This window comes from Sphingopyxis sp. H115 (assembly GCF_001468465.1).
In the GTDB taxonomy this organism is placed as follows: Bacteria; Pseudomonadota; Alphaproteobacteria; order Sphingomonadales; family Sphingomonadaceae; genus Sphingopyxis.
Map to the genome: position 1 here is coordinate 56,556 of NZ_LNSA01000015.1, position 22,638 is coordinate 79,193.

Annotated in this window: 26 protein-coding genes; 19 read left to right on the plus strand and 7 right to left on the minus strand. The window is 64.9% G+C overall.

The annotated features are described in order from the left end of the window. The first annotated feature begins 33 nt into the window (after positions 1-33). The 5 genes from ATE71_RS12125 to ATE71_RS12145 are packed head-to-tail and all read left to right on the plus strand — an operon-like array spanning position 34 to position 3,549. Positions 34-258 (plus strand): ribbon-helix-helix protein, CopG family, encoded by a 225-nt coding sequence (locus ATE71_RS12125; protein ID WP_058803563.1) that lies wholly within the window; start codon positions 34-36, stop codon positions 256-258. Continuing rightward, positions 255-623 carry a PIN domain-containing protein gene (locus ATE71_RS12130; RefSeq protein ID WP_058803564.1) on the plus strand — a complete coding sequence of 123 codons (369 nt, stop codon included), beginning with the start codon at positions 255-257 and terminating at the stop codon, positions 621-623. Before ATE71_RS12125 ends, ATE71_RS12130 begins: the two co-directional genes overlap by 4 nt. Positions 624-639: 16 nt before the next feature. Continuing rightward, a complete protein-coding gene (gene glmS / locus ATE71_RS12135) occupies positions 640-2,463 on the plus strand; it encodes a glutamine--fructose-6-phosphate transaminase (isomerizing) (protein ID WP_058803565.1) in 1,824 nt (607 codons plus the stop codon). Beyond that, on the plus strand, positions 2,460-2,873 hold the full coding sequence (locus tag ATE71_RS12140; protein WP_058803566.1) for a GFA family protein: 414 nt from the start codon (positions 2,460-2,462) through the stop codon (positions 2,871-2,873). The genes glmS and ATE71_RS12140 overlap by 4 nt, the downstream gene beginning before the upstream one ends. Before the next feature lie 4 nt (positions 2,874-2,877). Next, positions 2,878-3,549, plus strand: coding sequence for an HAD family hydrolase (locus ATE71_RS12145; protein WP_058803567.1), 672 nt, complete (start codon positions 2,878-2,880; stop codon positions 3,547-3,549). A 22-nt stretch (positions 3,550-3,571) separates the two neighbouring features. On the opposite strand, the gene ATE71_RS12150 is transcribed toward ATE71_RS12145, so the two are convergent. From ATE71_RS12150 to ATE71_RS12160, 3 genes are read right to left on the minus strand one after another with little or no spacing between them, the layout of a single operon-like run. Next, positions 3,572-4,609 (minus strand): hypothetical protein, encoded by a 1,038-nt coding sequence (locus tag ATE71_RS12150; RefSeq protein WP_058803568.1) that lies wholly within the window; start codon positions 4,607-4,609, stop codon positions 3,572-3,574. 2 nt (positions 4,610-4,611) lie between these two features. After that, complete coding sequence (locus ATE71_RS12155; RefSeq protein ID WP_058803569.1) at positions 4,612-5,187, minus strand: hypothetical protein; 576 nt, start codon at positions 5,185-5,187, stop codon at positions 4,612-4,614. A gap of 15 nt (positions 5,188-5,202) precedes the next feature. Continuing rightward, on the minus strand, positions 5,203-5,997 hold the full coding sequence (locus tag ATE71_RS12160) for a PAN domain-containing protein (RefSeq protein ID WP_058803570.1): 795 nt from the start codon (positions 5,995-5,997) through the stop codon (positions 5,203-5,205). A 172-nt stretch (positions 5,998-6,169) separates the two neighbouring features. Between ATE71_RS12160 and ATE71_RS12165 the strand changes: the two genes are divergently transcribed. From ATE71_RS12165 to ATE71_RS12190, 6 genes are all read left to right on the plus strand, one after another. Continuing rightward, positions 6,170-7,117 carry a hypothetical protein gene (locus ATE71_RS12165; RefSeq protein ID WP_058803571.1) on the plus strand — a complete coding sequence of 316 codons (948 nt, stop codon included), beginning with the start codon at positions 6,170-6,172 and terminating at the stop codon, positions 7,115-7,117. Positions 7,118-7,128: 11 nt separating this feature from the next. Further along, positions 7,129-8,472 carry a hypothetical protein gene (locus ATE71_RS12170; protein WP_058803572.1) on the plus strand — a complete coding sequence of 448 codons (1,344 nt, stop codon included), beginning with the start codon at positions 7,129-7,131 and terminating at the stop codon, positions 8,470-8,472. A 60-nt stretch (positions 8,473-8,532) separates the two neighbouring features. Further along, positions 8,533-9,174: a response regulator transcription factor gene (locus ATE71_RS12175; protein ID WP_058803573.1), complete on the plus strand. Its 642-nt coding sequence runs from the start codon at positions 8,533-8,535 to the stop codon at positions 9,172-9,174. After that, positions 9,164-11,077 (plus strand): sensor histidine kinase, encoded by a 1,914-nt coding sequence (locus ATE71_RS12180; protein ID WP_058803574.1) that lies wholly within the window; start codon positions 9,164-9,166, stop codon positions 11,075-11,077. The genes ATE71_RS12175 and ATE71_RS12180 overlap by 11 nt, the downstream gene beginning before the upstream one ends. 172 nt (positions 11,078-11,249) lie before the next feature. Then, positions 11,250-12,122, plus strand: coding sequence for a dienelactone hydrolase family protein (locus ATE71_RS12185; RefSeq protein ID WP_058803575.1), 873 nt, complete (start codon positions 11,250-11,252; stop codon positions 12,120-12,122). 132 nt (positions 12,123-12,254) lie between these two features. Next, the gene (locus tag ATE71_RS12190; RefSeq protein ID WP_058803576.1) at positions 12,255-12,824 is read left to right on the plus strand and encodes a hypothetical protein; all 570 of its coding nucleotides are present in this window, start codon (positions 12,255-12,257) and stop codon (positions 12,822-12,824) included. On the opposite strand, the gene ATE71_RS12195 is transcribed toward ATE71_RS12190, so the two are convergent. Both ATE71_RS12195 and ATE71_RS12200 read right to left on the minus strand, forming a co-directional pair. Further along, a complete protein-coding gene (locus ATE71_RS12195) occupies positions 12,809-13,825 on the minus strand; it encodes an aldo/keto reductase (RefSeq protein ID WP_058803577.1) in 1,017 nt (338 codons plus the stop codon). The two genes, ATE71_RS12190 and ATE71_RS12195, sit on opposite strands and share 16 nt — an antisense overlap. A 62-nt stretch (positions 13,826-13,887) precedes the next feature. After that, on the minus strand, positions 13,888-14,478 hold the full coding sequence (locus ATE71_RS12200) for a LysE family translocator (protein ID WP_058803578.1): 591 nt from the start codon (positions 14,476-14,478) through the stop codon (positions 13,888-13,890). Positions 14,479-14,542: 64 nt separating this feature from the next. Here ATE71_RS12200 and ATE71_RS12205 point away from each other — a divergent pair, with 64 nt between their 5' ends. Both ATE71_RS12205 and ATE71_RS12210 read left to right on the plus strand, forming a co-directional pair. After that, positions 14,543-15,004: an Lrp/AsnC family transcriptional regulator gene (locus ATE71_RS12205; RefSeq protein WP_235587995.1), complete on the plus strand. Its 462-nt coding sequence runs from the start codon at positions 14,543-14,545 to the stop codon at positions 15,002-15,004. Between the two features lie 67 nt (positions 15,005-15,071). Then, positions 15,072-16,058, plus strand: a complete 987-nt coding sequence (locus ATE71_RS12210; RefSeq protein WP_201022946.1) for an LLM class flavin-dependent oxidoreductase — start codon at positions 15,072-15,074, stop codon at positions 16,056-16,058. Here the strand turns inward: ATE71_RS12210 and ATE71_RS12215 are convergent. Then, positions 16,055-16,978 (minus strand): cation diffusion facilitator family transporter, encoded by a 924-nt coding sequence (locus ATE71_RS12215; protein WP_058803581.1) that lies wholly within the window; start codon positions 16,976-16,978, stop codon positions 16,055-16,057. The two genes, ATE71_RS12210 and ATE71_RS12215, sit on opposite strands and share 4 nt — an antisense overlap. Beyond that, positions 16,975-17,412 carry a hypothetical protein gene (locus ATE71_RS12220; RefSeq protein ID WP_152998760.1) on the minus strand — a complete coding sequence of 146 codons (438 nt, stop codon included), beginning with the start codon at positions 17,410-17,412 and terminating at the stop codon, positions 16,975-16,977. The genes ATE71_RS12215 and ATE71_RS12220 overlap by 4 nt, the downstream gene beginning before the upstream one ends. Positions 17,413-17,559: 147 nt before the next feature. On the opposite strand from ATE71_RS12220, the gene ATE71_RS12225 reads away from it, so the two are divergent. From ATE71_RS12225 to queE, 6 genes are all read left to right on the plus strand, one after another. Continuing rightward, positions 17,560-18,747: an aspartate aminotransferase family protein gene (locus tag ATE71_RS12225; protein WP_058803583.1), complete on the plus strand. Its 1,188-nt coding sequence runs from the start codon at positions 17,560-17,562 to the stop codon at positions 18,745-18,747. Beyond that, positions 18,744-19,670 carry an ornithine carbamoyltransferase gene (gene argF, locus ATE71_RS12230; protein WP_058803584.1) on the plus strand — a complete coding sequence of 309 codons (927 nt, stop codon included), beginning with the start codon at positions 18,744-18,746 and terminating at the stop codon, positions 19,668-19,670. Before ATE71_RS12225 ends, argF begins: the two co-directional genes overlap by 4 nt. A gap of 10 nt (positions 19,671-19,680) precedes the next feature. Continuing rightward, complete coding sequence (locus tag ATE71_RS12235) at positions 19,681-20,598, plus strand: Hsp33 family molecular chaperone HslO (protein WP_235587996.1); 918 nt, start codon at positions 19,681-19,683, stop codon at positions 20,596-20,598. 125 nt (positions 20,599-20,723) lie between these two features. Next, on the plus strand, positions 20,724-21,128 hold the full coding sequence (locus ATE71_RS12240) for a hypothetical protein (protein WP_058803585.1): 405 nt from the start codon (positions 20,724-20,726) through the stop codon (positions 21,126-21,128). 184 nt (positions 21,129-21,312) lie between these two features. Beyond that, positions 21,313-21,996, plus strand: coding sequence for a 7-cyano-7-deazaguanine synthase QueC (queC, locus tag ATE71_RS12245; protein WP_058803586.1), 684 nt, complete (start codon positions 21,313-21,315; stop codon positions 21,994-21,996). A gap of 3 nt (positions 21,997-21,999) precedes the next feature. Beyond that, the gene (queE, locus tag ATE71_RS12250; RefSeq protein WP_058803587.1) at positions 22,000-22,632 is read left to right on the plus strand and encodes a 7-carboxy-7-deazaguanine synthase; all 633 of its coding nucleotides are present in this window, start codon (positions 22,000-22,002) and stop codon (positions 22,630-22,632) included. Positions 22,633-22,638: the final 6 nt, after the last annotated feature.

Genomic DNA, 22,638 nt, shown 5'->3' on the forward strand with positions numbered 1-22,638 from the left:
TGACATGATATCATGATGTGATATCAATGATGCATGCGTTTCCTCGCGGACATTCCTGACGACGATATTCAGTGGCTCGACGCGCTTGCTGTCGAGCAGGGCGTGTCGCGCGCCGAACTGGTGCGGCGCGCCGTGACGGCCTATCGCGCCGATATTTCGGGTGACGCGATCGACAATGCTTTTGGCATCTGGCGCGCGCGCGACGACATCGGCGACGGCCTCAAATATCAGCGGCGGCTGAGGGGCAAGCGCGAATGATCGACGCGCAGTTCGACAGCGACATCCTGATCGATGCATTGAACGGTGTCGAGGCGGCGCGCAGCGAGATTCGCCGCGCGGGGCGCAAGAGCGTCAGCCGCGTGAGCTGGACCGAAGTAATGTCGGCCGCCGACCCTCAATCGGTGAAGGCGGTCGAGGCCTTCCTCGGCTGTTTCGCGGTCGAGGAAATCGGCGATGCCGTCGCGCGCCGCGCTGCCGCCTTGCGCGCCGAACGCAAAGGGTTGACCTTGGCCGACGCTTTCGTACTGGCGACGGCACAAATAAGCGGCCGCATCCTGATTACGCGGAATATCAAAGTCTTTCCCGCATCCATGCCGGGGATTCGCGTGCCTTATACGCTCTGAATGAAGGTAAGAGAATATGTGCGGAATTATCGGAATCATCGGCAAGGGCCAGGTCGCGGACCGGCTGGTCGATGGCCTTAGGCGCATGGAATATCGCGGCTATGACTCGGCGGGCGTCTGCACAGTTGAGGGCGGCCAGCTGATCCGCCGCCGCGCCGAAGGCAAGCTCAACAATCTCGTCAAGGAACTTGGCAATAACCCCGCGCCGGGCACCGTCGGCATCGCGCATACGCGCTGGGCGACGCACGGCGCGCCGACGACAAGCAACGCGCACCCGCATGCGACGGGCGAAGTCGCGCTCGTCCACAATGGGATCATCGAGAACTTCAAACCGCTGCGCGAGGCGCTGCAGGAGCGCGGGCGCAACTTCGAAAGTGAGACCGACACCGAAGTCGTCGCGCATCTCGTCAGCGAACAGGTCGAGGCCGGCAAGTCGCCGCAGGAGGCGGTCCAGGCCGTGCTGCCGCTGCTTCGCGGCGCCTTCGCACTCGCCATCGCTTTCCGCCAGCATCCCGATCTGCTGATCGGCGCGCGCCTCGGCTCGCCGCTCGTCGTCGGCTATGGCGAGGGCGAGACATATTTGGGCTCTGATGCGCTGGCGCTCGCGCCGCTGACGCAAAAGATCGCCTATCTCGACGAAGGCGACTGGGTGGTCATTACCAAGGACGGCGCACAGATTTTCGATGCCGAAAACAACCCGGTGACGCGCGAGATCACGACCTCGGGCGTCACCGCTGCGGCGGTCGAGAAGGGCAATTACCGCCACTTCATGCAAAAGGAGATTTTCGAGCAGCCGACCGTGGTCGCGCAGACGCTGTCCTCCTACATCCGCCCGCTCGAACAGACGGTTGCGCTGCCGCAGATGGACTTTGACCTGTCGAAGATCGACCGCATCACCATCGTCGCGTGCGGCACCAGCTTCTATGCGGGTATGGTCGCCAAATATTGGTTCGAGACCTTTGCGCGCGTCCCCGTCGACATCGATGTCGCGTCCGAATTCCGCTACCGCGACCCGGTGCTGCAACCCGGCGGGCTCGCGCTCTTCATCTCGCAGTCGGGCGAGACCGCCGACACGCTCGCGGCGCTCCGTCATTGCAAGGCGAACGGTCAGACGATCGCGGTCGTGGTCAACGTGCCGACCAGCAGTATGGCGCGCGAGGCCGACCTGCTGCTGCCGACCCACGCGGGTCCCGAAATCGGCGTTGCCTCGACTAAGGCTTTCACCTGCCAGCTTGCAGTGCTCGCCGCGCTCTCCGCGCATCTCGCTCTGAAGAAAGGCAAGCTGAGCGCCGCCGACGAACGCGAGATCGTCAAGCATCTGATCGAAGCGCCCGCGGCGCTCAACGCCGCGCTCGCGCATGACGAGGATATCGCCAAGATGGCGCATCTCGTCGCCCCAGCGCGCGACGTGCTCTACCTCGGCCGCGGGCCCGACTATCCGCTCGCGCTCGAAGGCGCGCTCAAGCTCAAGGAAATCTCCTACATCCACGCCGAAGGCTATGCCTCGGGCGAAATGAAGCACGGGCCCATCGCGCTGATCGACGAGGCGGTCCCGGTGATCGTCCTCGCGCCCTCGGGTCCGCTGTTCGAAAAGACCGTCAGCAACATGCAGGAAGTCATGGCGCGTGGCGGCAAGATCGTGTTGATTTCGGACGCCGAAGGCCTCGCCGAAGCCGGCGACGGCTGCATGGCGACGATCGAAATGCCCAAGGTCCACCCGCTGATAGCGCCGCTCGTCTATGCGGTGCCGGTGCAACTGCTCGCCTATCATGTCGCGGTTGCGAAAGGCACCGACGTCGATCAGCCACGCAATCTGGCGAAGTCAGTGACGGTCGAATGACCTGGAACACCAACTGCCACTGCGGTGCCGTCTCGGTGCGCCTCACCAAGGCGCCCGAGGAAGTGGCTGAGTGCAATTGCTCGCTCTGCTTCTCGCACGGCATCATCTGGGCCTATTATTCGCCGAAGGATGTTGCGATTGAGGGTGAAACGCAGACCTATAACCGCGCCGACCGGGCGAAGCCCAATTCGGACCTGCATTTCTGTCCCACCTGCGGTTGTTCGACGCACTGGTCGGCGACCGAGGGGCTGGTCGAGCGGATGGGCGGCGCGGTCGATCTGATGGGCGTCAACATGCGCCTGTTCGCGCCCGAGCAACTTAGCGGGCTCAAACTCGTATTTCCAGATGGCCGCGGCTGGTCGGGCGAAGGGCCGTGGGGCTATTCGCGCGAGGCCAGGGCTATGCCCTGAGCCAATGTCCTTTGCCGCCATCATCTTCGACTTCGACGGCGTGATCGCCGACAGCGAAGTGCGTGCGAACCTGTCGCTGTCCGAAAGCCTGACCGCGGCGGGCATGCCCACGACCTATGAAGAGAGTTTGCGCGACTATTACGGCCATAATTGGCAGGAAACGCAGCGACGGATCGAGGCGCGCTTCGGGCGCCTGCTGCCTCCCGATTTTCGAGAGACGCACCGCACCCGCGCGCGGGCACGCTTTATGGACGGGTTCGACGCGGTTCCGGGCGTTGCAGATTTTCTGGGCGCGCTCGGCGCCACGCCCCGCGCCATCGCTTCGTCAAGCCGCGCCGAATATATCGACTGGGCGCTCGGCCTGTTCGGTCTCCGCCACCATTTCGCCGACCATATCTACAGCGCCGACGGCTGGGATCGCGGCAAACCCCATCCCGATATCTATCTCGCCGCGGCAAAGGGGCTCGGCGTCGATCCCGCCGCGTGCCTCGCAATAGAGGATTCTCCGACCGGCGCGCGCGCGGCAATCGCGGCCGGGATGACCGTCGTGGGTTTCTGCGGCGCGGGGCATATCGTCGATCGCGCCGGTCACGGCGAGACGCTGCGCGGCGTCGGAGTCCATCATGTCGCGCCGACGTACGAAGCGCTGCACGCGTTTGCGCTCCACCGCGCCTGACGACGCGGGCACCGCACAAAACCTACGGCCGGACGGTCGCATATCGCATTCGCAGTATATTATTCCCCTCGTCGCGCTCGCGCAGCCGGTTGGCCTGGTCAATGCGGAACTCGAAAATCCCGCTGAGCGTACACGGCAGGATGCGGTCGAATACGGCCCATTCATAGCCGGCCGGAAGCGCGCGCTCACCCGTCGGCGGCGTGGGCGAACCGCCGCGCGTGTCGAGATAATATCCCTGTGCTTGCCGCTGTTGCTCGGGATTGCCCGACAGGAAGTAATAAGTGCGTTCGTGGGGAAAATAATCTCTCGCCGAGATCCCGTCGGCGACGATCGAAACATAGAAACGCACGGTGACGAAGGCATCGCTCTTCCTCGGGCAATTCCGCGACGTCTGCCGCCAGAGTTCGAGGGGCCGGCGCACGTCGTTTTCGATCAGCACGGCGGAACCCAGCCCGAACGGTCGGCCGAGCGAAAGCACGGGAGCGATCGGCCAACTCGGCGGCGGGTCTGGCGGCATCGGCGGCACATATTCGGCGATGACGACCGGGCCGGGCGCAAGATCGGGGTAGCGCGGCTGGCCCGTCGCGGCGCGACTGTCGGGCACGCCGCGCAGCCGGCAGGGCGTCGCGACCGTTTCGACGCCGCCGAAGGCCCGCCCGTTGACGTAAAGCCGCAGCAGGGTTTCGGGGCTCGCGGTGCGCAGCGTCAGCGTGCGCGCGACATCGAAATAGGGCCTGCCCGCCGGATCGCGCTGCACCGTGGCGGTCACCGATCCGCTGTTCGCGCCGTCGACATGGATCGCATAGCCGAGCTTCGCCGTTCCCGCCATGGATGCGGGCAGGAGGACGCGCGCGGACACGGGGACGGTCGCGCGGCTGTAATCCGGCGCACACTGCGGCTGGCCCAGCCTGAAATTGGCGGCGAAAACCTCCTTGGCTATCGCCGGCCTGATCGGGGGAACTGTCGCCGGGCGAATCTGGGCGACGGCGGGCGATGCGGCCGCGATTGCCAGGCAGACGGCTACGGCGCACAGCGGCCGCCGGTGATCGGATTTAGCCACGGCTAGAACTGCATGCGGGCGGCGTCGCCCGCCAGAAACCGCCCGACCTCACTGTCGCTCACGCGCCGGACATTGTTGGCCATGTTGCGATCATCGTTACAGCTGTTGCCGTCGATCAGGATGTCGGGATCGTAGCTGATTTTTGCCTCGACCGTCCCGCGAAATTCGAACGTGTCGAACGCATCGCGGATCAGCGGCGTGCCGTAAGTGCCCATACTTGTCCCCGCCTCGGCCCTCGCATGCAGCGGCCAGCTATGGCGCGACACCGCCCCGGTGTTGCCGTTCCGCACCATCACGGCCAGCACCTGCTGGCCGGCACGCGAACGCCAGGCGCCAGTCCCCTGATTGCGGGTTTCGACGGTCACGGTCACCGAACCCGGCGCGGCACCCTTGATCAGGTTGATCCGCGAAATCGCGGGGTCGCCTTGGCATATCACGCCCGGCGGGTCGAATTTGGGACGGGGCTTCGCCGGTGTCGCCTTGTCGGGCGCGTCCGGACGCGGCGCCGCAGAAGTGCTTACAGCCATCGTCGCGGCAAGGCTCAGAAGCAGCATCGAATGGAGCTTTCGCATCGCCATTATCTTTTCCTTTGCTCAATTGTCGCCGAGGATGCCGCCGAGGCTACGGCGAACCGCGTCTTCGGCGCGGCGTCCGATCTCGTCCTCCGCCGCGCCCTGGACGCGCGAGCCGAGTCGTTTCAATTCTTCGGGTGTGCGGATTTTCTTTTGCGCGGACACCGCTCCGGCGCTCGCCATGCCCTTGATCCCAGTGATGCAGCAATTGTTCGACGACAGCAGTTCGGGATTGCCGTCCCATTTCAGATAACAGGTGCTGGCCTCCTGGCTGACGGTCCAGGCCTGGCACTGGCCGTCGCCGTCGCACGCCGCCTTGCAGCTTTTCCAGTCGTCGCGCCGCGCGAGTCCGAATTCGCGGTGGTCGTAACCGAGCAGGTTGACGTTGAACATCGGCTGCCATTCCTCGATCGGGGCGGCCGCGACGGCTTGCGGGACGGGGGCGGCCGGTGCGGCTGCTGCACTCTGTACCGGCGCGCGCGTGCATACCACCTCGGCAAGATTGCCCTGCGCGTCGAGGTTATAGGCGGCGGCGCTCGCAAAGGCGCGGCTCTGGCAAAACGCCAGGGCGGTTTCTCCCTGGCACGTCGCGAGATCCTGTGGCTTCTTCTTGCCGCACGCCCGGATCAGCTTTCCTTTCGACGACAGCGGCTGGCAGAAAAAGCCCGTGTTGGCGCCCTCGCTGTCGACACAGGGGGTGTCGGCGGTCTGCGCGGTCGTCGCGGCGGCCGCAAGGGCGGTGGGAGGGGAGGCGGACGAGGCTGTCACGGCCAGCGATGCGGCAAGGATTAAGCCCGAAATAGCGATGTGTTTCATGATCTTCTCCGGCAACGAGAGTGAAGGCGGCGACCGCGGCGACCTCTGTCGTTCTCGCGGTTGACCTACCAAGCGGCGCCTTGCGCTCCCATCCCCAGTTCATGGGATGCCCGGGCGGCGGCGATCCGCTTATGCCCCCTTCGATGGAGTCAACAGGCAGGAGCGATGCGCGATGAAGAACTGGATTGGCGTTTCCGTGGCGGCGCTGCTCGCCGCCGTCGCGATACCAGCGCGCGCCGAACCCGCGCCGGCACCGGCAATCGATCCGGGCCGTTACGACACGCCATGGGGAGCGGGCGAGATGCGGATCGTCGGCGCGACCGCCATATTCACCCTCGACGACGGATCGGTCTTTTGGGGATCGCTCGGCAACGCCGGACGCGAATGGAACGGGCGGTGGGTTCGCGCCCCGCAATCGGCGCGCGCCGACCGCGCGCATCGTCCGTGCAGCAGCCCGCGCGGCCCGGTACCTTCGTCCTTCCCCGTCCCATCGGGGGGCTTTTGGGGTCGCTTCGCCGCGCATTCGCTGCGCTCGAACGGACCCCGCGCGCTGGCGCTCGACTGGAGCGGATGCGCCGACGCGCCCGTTCGCGGGGCGAGCCGCTTCAACCTCGTCCAGACAGCGCCGCGCCCGCTGACGCAGGCGGCCGTTCCTGGCCGCGCCCTGCCGTCGCCGCCCTATGACGGCCCTTGCACCTCGGTATCTTCGCGCTCGGTGGCGACGATCACCCCCTGCACCCTCGATTTCGCGCGTCCCTTTCGCATCACGCTCAAAAAGGACATGCAGAAGGCCGTCGGACGCATCACCTTCACGCCGCTGGTCGACGATCCGCGGGCCGTGGCGACGGCGATCCGGTCGAACACAGTCCTGCCCATCCACCCGACCGAAGGCGAGACCTATCAGGTCGTGCGCGGCGGCAAGCTGCACCGGCGTGGCAGCTGGGCCGACGTCACCCCGCCGGCAACGATCTGCCGGCACGATTACTGGATCGTCAATGTGATCGACGGCAACGGCCAGCGTCATCCGGGCAACGGCGTCATCGGCATGCGCTGCGGTCCCAACCGTATCGGTCGCTCGGATGATTTCCGGCCGGTCGAACCATTGCGTCCGCGCGAATAGGGAGGCGCGATATGGCCAATCGCAAGACCATCGTCGCGGGAACCGGGGCGCTCGCGGCCCTACTGACGGGCCTCGCCTGGGCCAGCGGCGTATTCTCGCCGCCGGTGCTGACCGGACCGCCGCCCCCCGAACCAAGAGGGCCGTTCAGCGGCTGCATTCCCACGGGAGCGGGCATGGCGGCGCGGCCGGTCGATCGACCGCGCCATGCCGGCGACCGTTATATCTACCGCGACGGGACGCAAGTGCGCGATACCGACCTCGATGGCCGCCCCGCGGTACTGCTGCCTGACGGATCGCTCCGCTATCCCGACGGAACGACGGTTGCGCACAACAGCGACACGGGCGAGACGACCATCACCCATCCCGACGGCGAGGTCACGCGCAGCAATATCCGGATGCCGGTACTTGTCGACGGCTATTTCGTCTGGGGCGACGGCGTGCGCTTGCCCGGAACCGACCCGGCGGGCGGCGCGGGCAAGATCGCCGAGGACGGGTTGGTATCCTTTCCCGACGGCACGGTGGTAACGCATGATCCGTCGACCGGGCTGACCAAGACGCGCCACCCCGACGGCCGCATCACCGAAGCCCGCGATCCGGGTACACGCCGCAACGGCGATGGCAACCTGCAATGGAACGACGGGCTGACCACCCCGCCAACCGACCCGTCGGGCGGCGAGGCGAGCGCAACCCCGGAAGGATGGATCCGCTATCCCGACGGAACGATGATCGGCCATAATCCTGCGACCGGCGACACCAAGATCATCCGCCCCGACGGCAGCATCGTTACCCATAATTCGGATACGTGCGAGACCAAGGTGATCGCGGCGGCGGGCGGCTGCCTGGGCGCGCCGCCGGTGATCGACCAGTGCCTGATCGGCAACTGGCGCCAGACCGGGGGCGGTCCGCTCGAATGGGTCCAGCGCAATGTCCAGATGGGCAAGGTACAGATGCCACGCGCCGAGGTCACGCCGCTCGACCTCACGCTAAAATCGGACGGCAGTTTCCAGACAAAGAATGGCGCGATGGACATCAAATTCTATCGGCCCGACGATCCGACCACGACATCCGAGGACCCGGTGACCGCAAGGGCGCGGGGGCAGATGGCGCCGACGACGGGATATTGGAGCGCAAAAAATGGTGAAGTTCGGGCCTGTTTCAACAGCGGCGACCGCACGACGGGCGCGGTGACGGGCAGCACGCCCAAACATAGCGTCACGACGCCTTTTGGCTTTCCGGGTGCGGCGGGGTCCGACGGCGTCGTCAGCTACACCTGCGACGGCAACAGCTTCAAGACTTCCCAGCCGATGCCGAAGGGGACCCCGATGGAATATTCCTTCACCCGAATATCGAAATAATGACGGCGGGCGGGCAATCTGCGACAAGGGGGCGCTGACAAGCTCGGAAAGGGCGGGGCCATGATACGCATTGCGATCATCGAGGACGATCCGTTGATCCAGGCGGAACTCGGCGCGGCGATAGGAGCGTCGGGCGATTGCGCTGTCGTGGCGACCGCGGCGACCCATGCCGACGGCGCACGGCTGGTCGAGGGCGGCGGTTTCGACGTGCTCGTGTGCGATCTGGGCCTGCCCGACGGCGACGGGGCCGACTTGATCCGCCGCGCCGCGTCGCGCGACCCCGACGCCGACATATTGGTGCTCACCATGTTCGCCGATCATGCGAAGGTGATCGAGGCGATCAAGGCGGGGGCGCGCGGCTATCTGCTCAAGGACCAGCGGCTCGACGACTGCGTTGAGGCAATCCGCGAAATCCGGCGCGGGGGTTCGCCGATCAGCCCGATCATCGCGCGCATCCTGCTCAAGCGGCTCCAGCCAGCCATATCGGTGGCCGAGGAAGAGGAGCGATTGTCCGAACGCGAGACCGAAACGCTGCGCCTCCTGTCACGCGGTTTCACCTATTCGGAGTGCGCCGGGATCATGGACATCTCGCCGCACACCGTGGGCACGCACGTCAAGCATATCTATCGCAAGCTGGAGGTCAGGTCGCGGTCGGAGGCGGTCTATGAAGCGACGCTTCGCGGGATGCTCGATGACAATTGAGCGGATCGCGGGCGCGATCTTCTGCTTCCTGCTTGCGGCCGCCGGCATGCCGGCCTTCGCTGCCGAAGCGGGGGCGACCAACGGTTTCGTCGCGCGCGTTTCCGACCACGGGCGGATTGTCCAGTTCACCGACGCCGATTTCGTCCTCAGCGCCCAGTCCGACATCCCCGCGCGAGGGTGGCATCGGCGGACGATGCCGCAGATCTGGCTTTCGGACGAAGCGCGGCGCTTGCGGCCCGGACGGCTCGGCGCATGGGCGCGGATGCGCTTCGACCGGAGCGATGTCGATGGCGACCATCTGGCGATCCTGACCGAGAATAATCGCGAAAAGCTCACCGTCTATTTCAACGGCGTCGACGTTTACCGCAATTATCGAAGCGAAGCCGCGCCGGCGATAGGATGGAACCGCCCCTATCTGATCACCGTGCCCGACGCGCTGGTGAAGCCCGGCGTCAACGAAATAATCCTGCACACCGCGTCGCGCAGGGAGTTCAACCTTGGCGTCGGGTCGGTGTGGGTGGGGCCGCGCGAAAGCCTCGCCGCGCTCCACGCCGATCGCTATTTCTGGCGTATTTCGGGCGCACGCGGTGCCAATTATGCGTTGATCTTCCTGTCCGCGATCATCTTTGTCATGTGGCTGTGGCGCCGCAAGGAGATGGAGTTATTCTGGCTCGCGATGACCGGCTTCGCGTGGTTCGTGCGCGACTATCATTTTTTTGCCGAAGAAGCGCCCTTCGATCCGTGGCTGTTTCAGCAGATCACCTATTATTCGCTGTATCCCGCAATCATCACGTCGCTGTGCTTCTGCGTCGAATTCATGAAGCCGCGTCGTCGGCGTCGCATTATCGGCGCGCTGCTTTTGCTTGGCCTGTCGCTCTGCCTTTTCCGCCTGTTCCTTGTCCGCTCTACCGCAACCGACGTATTGAGCAATCTGATGACGCTGGGAATCGTTGTCGCGATGCTCGTCGTGCTGTTTGCCGCCTGGCTGCGCCAGCGGACGATCGAGCATCTTGTCCTGATCGGTGCGCTGGGCGTTTCGACGGCCTTTGCCCTCCACGATCTCGGCCGGGTCCCCAACATCCTCTGGTGGGATGGCCTGGGCTTCCACGCCCAGCCCTATACGGGGTTGGCGCTGTTTACGGCCTTTCTCTTCTCGATCGGGCGGCGCATCCTGCGCGCTCTCGACGTCGTCGAGCAAACCAACGTCGAACTCGAGCGGCGCGTCGAACATGCGACACAGGCGTTGGCGCGCAGCGAAAGCGCCCGGCGCCGGATGGAGGTCGAACGCGCCATCGATTCCGAACGCGAGCGCCTGATGCGCGAGATGCACGACGGCATCGGGTCGAACCTGGTCACCGCGCTCGCCGTCGCGCGCCGGCGCGAGCAAGATCCCGACACGATCGCGACCCTCGAACGGGCGATCTCCGACCTCAAGCTGACGGTCGATTCGCTGGCGCCGGTCGATGGCGACGTGGTTACGCTCCTTGCCAACCTGCGGCACAGGATGGAGCCCGACCTCAGGCGCGCCGGGATCGCGCTCGACTGGCACGTCGAACCGTGCCCGCCGCTCGAATGGCTCGACGCGGCCAACGCGCTGCACATGCTTCGGATTATCCAGGAAGCGCTCAGCAATGTGCTGACCCACGCGGGGGCGACGCGCATCGTCATCCGGCTGTCGCCGTCCGCCAGAGAGCATGTCGCCGGGATTTCGATCGAGATCGCCGACGATGGCAAAGGTTTCGCGAGTGAGGAGAGTGGGACCGGCAAGGGGATCGCCAACATGCGTGCCCGCGCGCGCGCCTTGGGTGGAGAATGCCGCTTTGCGGCGCCCGCCGCCGGCGGCACGCGCGTCTCGCTCTGGCTGCCCGAACACAGGGATCGTGAAATGCCCTCCGTCCGCTAGCGCCGTGGCGATGACCATCGTCGCTCTTCTAAAAATTTTGCTGTTTTACCCTGGATCGCTGGATTAGCTTCGAGTCGGACACCCGGTTCGCGAACCGGCCAAGAGATTGTAACTATGAGGAAGCTACGCCAGTTTTCTGCGGTTTTCGAAAAGCGCCCCAAGGAGAGAAGCGATGTGCACCGAAGATACCGAAGCCGACCTCGACCGTGCCGGAATGCCCGTTGCGCGGCGCAGCTTTGCCGCGCTGGCGGGCGCCGGCGCGTTGATCGCGGCGCTGCCGGCGCGCGCGATGGCGGGTAAGCCCGTGAAGGGGCGCGACGTCGCGATCAAGACCGACGACGGCACATGCGACGCCTATTTCGTCGCGCCCGCCGAGGGCAAGCATCCTGGCGTGCTGGTGTGGCCCGACATTCGCGGGCTGCGTCCCGCCTTTCGCCAGATGGCCGACCGACTGGCGGGCGAGGGCTATGCGGTGCTGACGGTCAATCCCTTCTACCGCTGGCAGAAATCGCCCGTCGTCGACGCGGCGAACGACTGGAGTAACGACGCGGTTCGTCAGAAGCTGTTCGGCTATCTGAAGCAACTTACCCGCCCGATCGTCGAAACCGACGCCAAAGCGCACCTCGCTTTCCTCGACGAGCAGAAAGAGGTCGATACCAAGCGCCGGATCGGCACCACCGGCTATTGCATGGGCGGCGCGATGACGATCTACACCGCAGCGCTGGATCCGAACCGCGTCGGCGCGGCGGCGAGCTTCCATGGCGGTGGCGTCGCGACCGACAAGCCCGACAGCCCGCACCTGCTGATCGGTGACACCAATGCCGGCTATCTCTTCGCGATCGCCGACAATGACGACAAGGAAGCCCCAAACGAGAAGGTTTTGCTGAAGGAAGCCCTCGCACCGTCGCCGCACTGGCACGAGGTCGAGGTCTATGCCGGCGCGATGCACGGCTGGTGCCCGCCCGACGGCCGCGCCTACAACGAAACGGCGGCCGAAAAGGCGTGGGGGCGAATGCTCGAGCTGTTCAAGGCCGAGCTGGCCTGATGCGCGGCGCCCTTGGTTAGTGCGCGTGCGCGCCGCCGCTCGCGGCATAGCTCGCATAGACGCGCTGGCGGCGGGCAGCAGTCATCGCAAATCCTTTTAGTGGAAGCGCCGCAGAGCCTATAGGCGGGGGCCATGAAAGTCCATTTCATCCGGTCGGGCGAACGCCGCTACAGCATTCGCATCGAACGCGCCGGGCTACCGGCATTGGTGATGGACCCCGCACCGGGCTTCGATCCCGATCTCCCGCACGACATGGTGCATTTCGTTGTCGAGGCGGCGATGGGGCTCCAAACCGGCGTGTTCGGCCAGATTGCGGCGGGCGGCGACGCGGGTTCCTTCCATGTAGAAGCGGACGGCGCACGGTCGGCGAAGGAACGCCAGCACGCGGCGCGCAAACAGGTCGCAAAGGGCGCGAAGCTGATCAAGGCGCAGGGCCGCGAGGGCGAATTGTCCGAACTCGCCGCCTTCGTCTTCGATATCGGCTGGCGCAGCAGCACGCGCCCCGACAGCGGGGCACAGCGCGCGGCGCTTGGCGAGGTGGAACGGAAACGCTCCTCGCTCCTCGCCGACGAGCGCGCGCGGATCGATGCCGAGCAATCGCGTGTGTTTGCCGATTTCGATCGGCTGTCGCGGGCGTGGCGTTCGCTGCGGGTCGGCGATGCGTTGATCCTCCAATGGCCGAGCGGTCATCCCATCGGGTAGAGGATGTCCTTGCTGACCTTGTGCAGCGCCTTCATCACATTGTCCGAAAGCACCAGTTCCATCGCATCGAGGATCGGATCGACCTGATCATAGGCGCTGACCCCGACGATCGTCGACGCGACGAAGTCGTGCTGTTTCGACCAGGCGGTCGCCATCGTTACCGGATGCAGCCCGGCCTCTTCGGCGATCTTGATATAGCGTTCGGTCGCGGCAAGGCTCTTTTCGTTGACGAAGCGGCGACCCATTGCCGCCTGGCGCCCTTCCATCTGGAGGTAGCGCGAGAAGCGCGCGCCGTCGGGGGTCGCACCGCCCTGATATTTGCCCGAAAGCACGCCGCCGGCGAGCGGCGAGTAAGGGATCAGGCTGACGCCTTCCTGCCGGCACACCTGCGCCAATTCGTCTTCGAAGCGGCGGTTATTGAGGCTGAAATTGTTCTGGATCGTGTGATAGCGCGCACCGCCCAGTCTCTCCGACGCCGCGAGCGATTTCATCAGTCCCCAGCTCGTTTCGTTCGAGCAGCCGAGGATGCGGACCTTGCCGACACGGACGAGTTCGTCGAGCGCGTCCATCATCTCGTCATAGGGCGCGTCATGGTCGGGCCAGTGCGTCTGGTAGAGATCGACATAGTCGGTCTGCAGCCGCGTCAGGCTATCGTCGATAGCTTGCATGATGTTCTTGCGGTCGAGCGCGGTCATGCCGTTGCGGCACGGCGACTTGAACCAGACGTGGCTCGGCCCCGACACCTTGGTCGCCATGATGATCGCGTCGCGCGGCTTGGTCTTCATCCAGCGCCCGACGATCTCCTCGGTGCGGCCGACCCATTTGATATCGGGCGGCACCGGATAGCCTTCGGCGGTGTCGTAGAAATTGATTCCTTCGTCGAAACAGCGGTCGAGGATGCGGAACGCCTCGGCCTCGTCGGTCTGGCTGCCGAATGTCATCGTCCCCATGCAGATGTCGGAGACGTGGATGGCGCTTTTTCCGAGGCGGCGGCTTTGCATGGCTCGTTCTCCGGTCAGGGGGAGGGGAGCCCGTCTTTAGGTTGCGCGATGAAACCTTGCAATCAGATCAGCAGCGCGAGCGATCCGACGAGCAGCGCCGCCATCGTCCAGTTGAACGCCCTGAGCCGTGCCGGGCTCGACAGCCAGCCGCGCAGCGACACGCCCATCACCGCCCACAGGCTGGTCGAGGGCAGGTTGATGATGCCGAAGATCACCGCGACGAGCAGCACCGCGGCGAAATTTCGATCGGGTGCGTAGAGCGCGATCGCGGTGAGCGCCATCGACCAGGCCTTCGGGTTGACCCACTGAAACAGCACAGCCTGGAAAAAGCTCATCGGCTTGCCGCGCGCGCTGCCGGTCGTGTCGGGCGCGGCGGCGTTCGCAATCTTCCAAGCAAGCCAGAGGAGATAAGCAACGCTCACCACCTTCAATATGATATTCAGCATAGGGAACAGGTCGAACAGCCCCATCAGCCCGACGCCGACGAGGACGATCATCAGCGTGAAACCGATGCCGACGCCCAGGGCATGCGGAACCGTCCGGCGCAGGCCGAAATTGGCGCCGGATGCCATCAGCATCATATTGTTCGGCCCCGGCGTGACCGACGAGACGAGCGCGAAAGCGGAGAGCGCGGCGAGGGTGGTCTGGTTCATTCGCGCAACATAATGCGTTTCGATGCGCGGCGGATTGCAAAGATGGGCCGCATTCGGCTAAATTATGCAATCTATGATCAAGATCGACGCTATCGGCCGCAAGATATTGCAGGAATTGTCGCACGACGGGCGAATCTCGAACCTCGAACTCGCCGATCGCGTCGGCCTCTCCCCATCTGCCTGCCTGCGCCGCGTGCAGGAGTTCGAACGCAGCGGGGTGATCAAGGGTTATCGCGCGGTGATCGACCCGGCGAAGCTCGGGCTGACCTTCATCGCCTATGTGACCGTCGGGCTGTCGTCGCACACCAAGAAGTCGCAGGCCGATTTCGAAGCGGCGGTGGCCGACGCGCCCGAGGTGCGCGAATGCCATAATATCACCGGCACAATCGAATATCTGCTGCGCGTGGAAACGGCGGATCTGGCGAGCTACAAGCATTTCCACACCGAGGTGCTGGGCGTGCTGCCGCAGGTGCATTCGATCACCACCTATGTGCTGATGGATTCGCCCAAGGACGAGCGGGCATAGTTTTTCTTCGCGCCGCCCGCGAAGCGCTGAGCTTGAACCATCGTCCTCGCGGCCGCATATAAGTTTCATGCCAAAACTCTCTTTCCTCGACCTCGTGCCCGTCACCGACACCGGCACGATCGCCCAGTCGCTCGCCAACGCAGCCGATCTAGCAAGGCACGCCGAGGCGCTCGGCTACAAACGCTACTGGGTGGCCGAGCATCACGGGATGGCGGGGATCGCCAGCGCCGCAACGTCGGTCGTGCTCGCGCACCTTGGTCACGCCACGCAAAGCATCCGTATCGGCGCGGGCGGCATCATGCTGCCGAACCACGCCCCGATGGTGATCGCCGAGCAGTTCGGCACATTGGAAGCATTGTTCCCCGGCCGCGTCGATCTGGGGCTTGGCCGCGCGCCGGGGTCGGACGGCGTCGTCGCGCGCGCGCTCCGCCGCAACCTCGCGAGCGACGAGCGGCAATTCCCGCAGGATGTCGTCGAATTGCAGGCCTTCCTTGCCGGCGACGACCGGCTGGGCATCCGCGCGGTGCCGGGCGAGGGCACAAATGTCCCGCTGTGGATTTTGGGGTCGAGCCTGTTCGGCGCGCGGCTCGCGGCGATGCTGGGCTTGCCCTATGCCTTCGCCAGCCATTTCGCGCCTGACGCGCTCGACGAGGCGCTCGACATCTATCGCCGACAATTCAAGCCGTCGGAGCAATTGTCCGAACCCTACGCCGCGGCGGCGTTCAACGTCTTCGCAGCCGACACGCGCGAAGAGGCCGAACTGCTTGCCTCGTCGCAGCAGCAGGCGTTCGTCGCTTTACGCACCGGCAATCCCGGGAAGATGAAGCCGCCGCTAGCGGGCTATAAGGACAGCCTTCCGCCCAACGCGCGCGCGATTCTCGACCACGTGCTGCAATGCTCGGCGGTCGGGACAGTCGACGATGTCGCGGCAGGTCTCAAGGCATTTCAGGCGCGAACCGGCGTCGACGAGATCATTGTCGCCTCGTCGATGTACGACCATGATGCGCGCAAGCATTCGGTCGCGCTTGCGATGGACGCGGCAAAGACGCTTTAGGGGTTCGCCTTGACCGGTTCAGGACGAAAGCTCAGGCTCGCGAGGCGCCAGGCAAGATCGTCGCCCATTAATTCCGCTGCCGTGGGAATCGCCGCCGGCGGCGCGCAGTCGGCTTCGGCGGCGATATAGCGCCCCGTTTCGCGAAGCCGTATTTCGACATCGCCGAACCGTGCTTTCAGCGTGGCTTTCAGTTGCTTTGCATCGTCGGAAAGCGCGTTGGAATCGAGCGCGCGGGGTGTGCCGTCGAGCAGCTCGGCAACCGCCTGTTGCAGCGCGCCGATCGCATCCTTGATAATCGACAGGGAAATGAATAGCGCGGCGGTCGCGTCGGCCCACCACCAGCCGATTCCGATTCCGATAATTCCCGCGATACCGGCAAGCCCCGTCTGCCAGTCGGCTTTCTGCATCAGCGCGTCGGTATGCAGCACCTTGTCCTTGATGCGTTCGGCGACCGGTTGCTTCATCCGGCCGAGGATGATCGGCGGTACAACCGAATAAGCAAGCGCCGCGATCATCAGCCAGCCGAGCCAGATCGTCTGGCCGAACAGCGTGATCCCGCCGACGGTCGGATGCTCCTGCCGGATCAGCGTCGACACGCTCTCATAGGCAAGAAAGCCGCCGACCGAGAGCAGCGCGGTCGCAGCGACCAGAAAGGCAAGGCTGTTCGCACGGCGATAGCCGAAGGGAAAGCGCGTGTTTGGTCCGCGCCGTTCCCAATGCACGGACAGCAGGAAGACGAATGCCGGAACGAGACTCAGCAAGTCCTCGATTACCGCCGCTTTCATCGCCTGGCTCGCCCCCATCACGAGCCACATCACCAGCACCACACTCGCCATCCAGCCGAGCGTCCAATATTCAAGCCGTTCGCCGTGCCGCACGTCGGCCGCGATCGCGCGGGGAATGCCGCCATGGAGGCTCATCGTGCCGCCGCCGCGACCGCCCGGTCGGTCGCAAGGATCAGGGCGTTCTCGCCATTCCGCCGCGCGATGCGCAGCACCGGCTGCTGGCTGTCATCGGGCTCGGGATGGGCCACCGCTTTCGACAGCGAAATGTCCGCCATCCATGGCGACACTTTCGAAAAATGGCCAATAAGCGCGTCTATGCGGCCGTCCTCAAGCTGACGTGCTGCATGCTCGCCGTGCGCGTCAACGAGCATCAGGCGTGCGCGATGTTTGGTCGCATAGGCGTCGAGCAGGGCGAGGGCAGGCGCGGCATCCGGCGTCCCGGGCAGCACCGCCACGCGCATCGCATGCTCGCGCGAGATCCGCTCGGTCGTTCCAGCCGCGTCGCGTGGTAATGCGTCGCAGGCGCCAAGGGCCAGCAATAAAGGAAGAAAACAGGCGCGATACATCATCGCTGCGAACGCGGTGCCGCCCGCTTGGTTGCGTCGCGCCGGCGCCCCATGTTGACGCGGCTCCGGCAGGGGCAGTATAGGGGCGGCCCGATCAAGGGCGGCCCGTTTTGGGGTCGCCTTTTTACTTTTGACTGAAAGGTGCCTGCCATGACGATCACGCCGCTGATGCCCGTATATCCCCGGTGCGGTGTGCGTCCGGTTCGCGGCGAGGGCGCCTATCTGATCGGCGATCGAGGCGAGCGCTATCTCGACTTCGCAAGCGGCATCGCGGTCAATCTGCTCGGTCACGGCCACCCACACCTGACGAAGGCGATCCAGGATCAGGCCGCGACGCTGATGCACGTGTCGAACCTTTATGGCAGCCCGCAGGGCGAAGCCTATGCCGCGCGGCTTGTCGAACATACGTTCGCCGATACGGTGTTCCTCACCAACTCGGGCGCCGAGGCCGTCGAATGTTCGATAAAGACCGCGCGCGCCTATCATTCGAGCGCGGGCAACGCCGAAAAGCACACGCTGATCACATTCAACAACGCCTTCCACGGCCGAACGCTCGGCACGATCTCGGCGACCAACCAGGAAAAGCTGCGCAAGGGTTTCGACCCGCTGCTTCCAGGCTTTGCCTATGCGCCCTTTGACGACATCAACGCCGCGCTGGATCTGGTCGACGACAATACCGCCGGCTTCCTTGTCGAACCGATCCAGGGCGAGGGCGGTATCCGCCCGGCTTCGCAGCCCTTCCTGCAGGCGCTGCGCGATATCTGCGACAAGCGCGACCTGATGCTCGTGTTCGACGAAGTCCAGTGCGGCGTCGCGCGCACCGGACATCTTTATGCCTATGAGCATTTCGGCGTGACTCCCGACATCATGGCGAGTGCAAAGGGCATCGGCGGCGGCTTCCCGATGGGGGCTTGCCTTGCAACCGAAAAGGCCGCACGCGGCATGGTGATCGGCACCCATGGCTCGACCTATGGCGGGAACCCGCTCGCTTGCGCCGCCGGGCAGGCGGTGCTCGACGTCGTGCTCGAAGAAGGGTTCCTCGATCAGGTCAAAGCGACCGGCGAGCGCCTGCGCGGGGCGCTCGAACAGCTCATCCCGAACCACGACCAGCTGTTCGACAGCGTGCGCGGCGTCGGCCTGATGCTCGGGCTCAAGCTTAATTCGGACAGCCGCGCTTTCGTCGCGCACCTGCGCGACAATCACGGGCTGCTCACCGTCGCGGCGGGCGAGAATGTCGTGCGCGTGCTGCCGCCGCTCAACATCGATGACAGCCATATCGCCGAGTTCATCGAGAAACTCTCGGCAGGCGCGGCGAGCTACACGCCGCCCGAAGCATGATACGGCGCTTCCTGAACCTGTCCGACGCGGGCGGGGATGCGGTCGCCGCGATGCTCGCCGATGCGATCGACCGCAAGACAGCGCGCGCGGGCTGGCCGAAAGCGAAACCCGATGCCGATAAGCCGCTTGCCGATCATGTGCTTGCGATGGTGTTCGAGAAGAATTCGACGCGCACGCGCGCCTCGTTCGATATCGCGATCCGCCAGCTGGGCGGCGTGCCAATGATCCTCGACGCCGGCACGACACAGCTCGGTCGCGGCGAAACGATCGCCGACACGGCGCGCGTGCTGTCGCGTTATGCCGATGCGATCATGATCCGAACCGACGACCATGCGAAGGCCGAGGAACTGGCCGAATATGCAAGCGTCCCCGTAATCAACGGCCTCACCGACCTGTCGCATCCGTGCCAGATCGTCGCTGACCTATTGACCGTGGTCGAAAGCGGCAAGGCGTTGCCGGGGCTCGAGTTGGCGTGGCTCGGCGACGGCAATAATGTCCTCGCATCGCTGGTCGAGGCGGCGGGCCTGTTCGGCTTCCACGTCCGCGTGGGCGTGCCGCAGGGCTATGAGCCCGATGCCGGCTTCGTCGACGCCGCGCGCGCCGAGGGATCGCGCATCGACATCGTGCGCGATGCACGCGAAGCCGTGGCGGGCGCAGACCTAGTCGTAACCGATACTTGGGTGTCAATGGGGCAGGATCATGCGCATAACAAAATCGCGGCGATGGCACCCTACCAAGTCGACGAGCGGCTGATCACGTGTGCCAAGCACGATGCGATATTCCTTCATTGCCTGCCCGCACATCGCGGTGACGAGGTCGTCGATGCCGTAATAGACGGTCCACAGTCCCGGGTGTGGGACGAGGCCGAAAATCGCGTCCATGCGCAGAAATCGATCCTGCTCTGGGCGCTCGGTAAATTGTGAGTTCGAAACCGTGAGCGACATCATCGAAACCTGGTTCGACCAGCCCCTGCTGTTCACCATCGCCGAACGCCATGTGCGCGGACGGCTGGTGCGATTGGGCCCGACGCTGCGGACGATCATCGGGGCGCATAATTATCCGCCGGTCGCGGAAAAGCTATTGGCCGAAGCGCTTGTCCTCACTGTCCTGCTCGGCTCGACGCTGAAGGACGAGAGCGGCCAGATGACGCTGCAGGCCCAGACCGGCGGCGGTCCTGTCGAACTGCTCGTCTGTGATTATCGCGGGGGCGAACTGCGCGGCTATCTGAAATTCGACGCTGAGCGGCTGGCCGAGGTCGGCGCCGATCCGACCTTGTTCGCGCTGTTTGGGGAAGGTTTCCTTGCGATCACCTTCGACCAGGCGACGACCGGCGAGCGCTATCAGGGCATCGTCCCACTCGAAGGCGCGTCGATCGGCGAGGCTGCCGAACATTATTTCGAGCAGTCCGAGCAGATTTCGAGCCTGATCAAGCTTGCCGCCCGCCACGATCCGGAGGCTGGCTGCCTTGCCGGCGGGCTGCTGCTCCAGCATCTGCCCGAAGGCGAAGTGGGCCGCGACCGGCTGCATGTACGCCACAACAATCCTGAGTGGGAACATGCGAAGACGATCGCGACCACGCTGAAGGCCGAGGAACTGACCGATCCCGCCACCTCGCTCGAAACGCTGGCGTGGCGCCTGTTCCACGAAGACGAGGTTCGGGTCGAGCCCGGCATTGCGGTCTCGCGCGGTTGCCGGTGCAGCACGGGCTATTTCGCGGGAGTGCTGGCGCAGTTCCCCGAGAGCGAACGCGCCGAAATGGCGGACGAGGCAGGGAATATTGTCGTCGATTGCGCCTTTTGTTCGCGCTTCTTTCCTATCCCGCTGAACGAAATTTCAACGCACGACCATTGACGGGCACGCGACGAAGCGACGCGATCTGGCGCCAATCGGTTGAAATTTGGTCTTTGGCTTGCTACCTCAAGGACAATGGGGTCGCAAATTCAGCCCGCTTGCGGGCAGCCAATGGATAGGTGAAAATGGCGATCTTCTCTCCCTTGTTTCGATGCTTCGTGGCGGCGGGCGCGCTCGCGGGCGCGACGGCGGTGCCCGCACAGGCGCCGTCGCTGGCGATGCTCGACCGGCTCGAAAAGGGAAGCTGGCAGCTTCGCGAGCGCGGCCAGAGCGCCGTCCTGCAGACGATCTGCGTCGGCGACGCGCGGCGGATGATACAGATCCACCACCCGCGCGCGACATGCTCGCGCTATATCATCGAAGATACGCCGCAGTCGGTGACGGTGCATTACACCTGCCCTGGCGCTGGGCACGGGCGCACCACCATTCGCAGCGAGACGAACCGGCTTGTTCAGATCGACACGCAGGGGATCGCCGACGGCAAGCCCTTCTCGCAGGCGATCGAGGCGCGCCGAGCCGGCGCTTGCTGAAATTCGGCAGCCGCTAACGGCTTGTTAACCATATCGGGCTAGTCCGGGGCATGACATACTGTTGTGTGTCTTCTCCCTAACGGCTTTCATGCCGAACTGGGCCGTGGGACAGCGTCGCGCGGCCCGTTTCTTTTGGTGCCGCGCAGCCCTTGCACGCTCTGCGGCACAGGCCTATCTGGCGCACATGCAGCAAGTTTCCGGAAAAACGGTGATCGTCCTCCTGTCGGGCGGACTCGACTCGATGGTCTGCGCGGGCCTCGCGCGTGAAGCTGGTGCGCGCGTTGTCGCGCTCACGATTGATTATAACCAGCGCCACCGCGTCGAACTGGAGTCCGCCGCGCGGATCGCCGCTTATGTGGGCGCCGCCGAACACATCGTGCTGCCGCTCGACTTGCGCCGCTTCGGCGGGTCGGCGCTGACCGCCGATATCGACGTGCCGAAGGATGGCGTCGGCAACGATATTCCCGTCACCTATGTCCCGGCGCGCAACCTCATCTTCCTGTCGTTGACGCTCGGCCTCGCCGAGGCGCGCCAAGCGCAGGACATTGTGATCGGCGTCAACGCGCTCGACTATTCGGGCTATCCCGACTGCCGTCCCGAATTCATTCATGGGTTCGAGAAGCTGGCGGCGCTCGCGACGCGCGACGGCGACCAGGGCGTGGCGTTCCGCATCCACGCGCCGCTCCAGAATATGACCAAGGCCGATATCGCGGCCGAGGCAGCGCGGCTCGGCATGGATGCGGGCATGAGCTGGTCGTGCTACGACCCGACCCCCGACGGCTTGCACTGCGGCGAATGCGACAGTTGCCGTCTGCGCAGCAAGGGTTTCGCCGATGCGGGACTCGCCGATCCGACGCGATACGCCTGACCGATGGCTTACGCGGTCAAAGAAATTTTCCTGACCTTGCAGGGCGAGGGCGCGCAGGCGGGGCGCCGCGCGGTCTTTTGCCGTTTCGCTGGCTGCAATCTGTGGACGGGGCGTGAGAAGGATCGCGCAAAAGCGATCTGCCAATTTTGCGACACCGATTTCGTCGGTACCGACGGGACGCTCGGCGGCAAATATAGGAGCGCGGTGGCGCTTGCCGATATCATCGCCGAAAGCTGGGGCGAGGGTGCTGAAGACCGCTATGTCGTGCTGACCGGCGGCGAGCCGATGCTGCAGGTCGACACGGCGCTGATCGACGCGCTTCACGAGCGCGGCTTCAGCATCGCTATCGAAAGCAACGGTACGTTTCCGATCCCGCGCAGTATCGATTGGATCTGCGTCAGCCCGAAGGCTGGCAGCGAACTGGTGCAGACTAGCGGCGACGAACTCAAGCTCGTCTGGCCGCAGCCGGGCAGCGATGTCGAGCAACTCGCCGGCCTCGATTTCGGCCAATTGCTCTTGCAGCCGCTCGATGATCCGAACGCCGCCGCCAATGTACAAGCGTGCATCGATCTGGTGATGGCCGACCCGCGCTGGCGCCTCTCGCTCCAGACGCACAAGAATCTTGGCCTGCGTTGAGGCTTT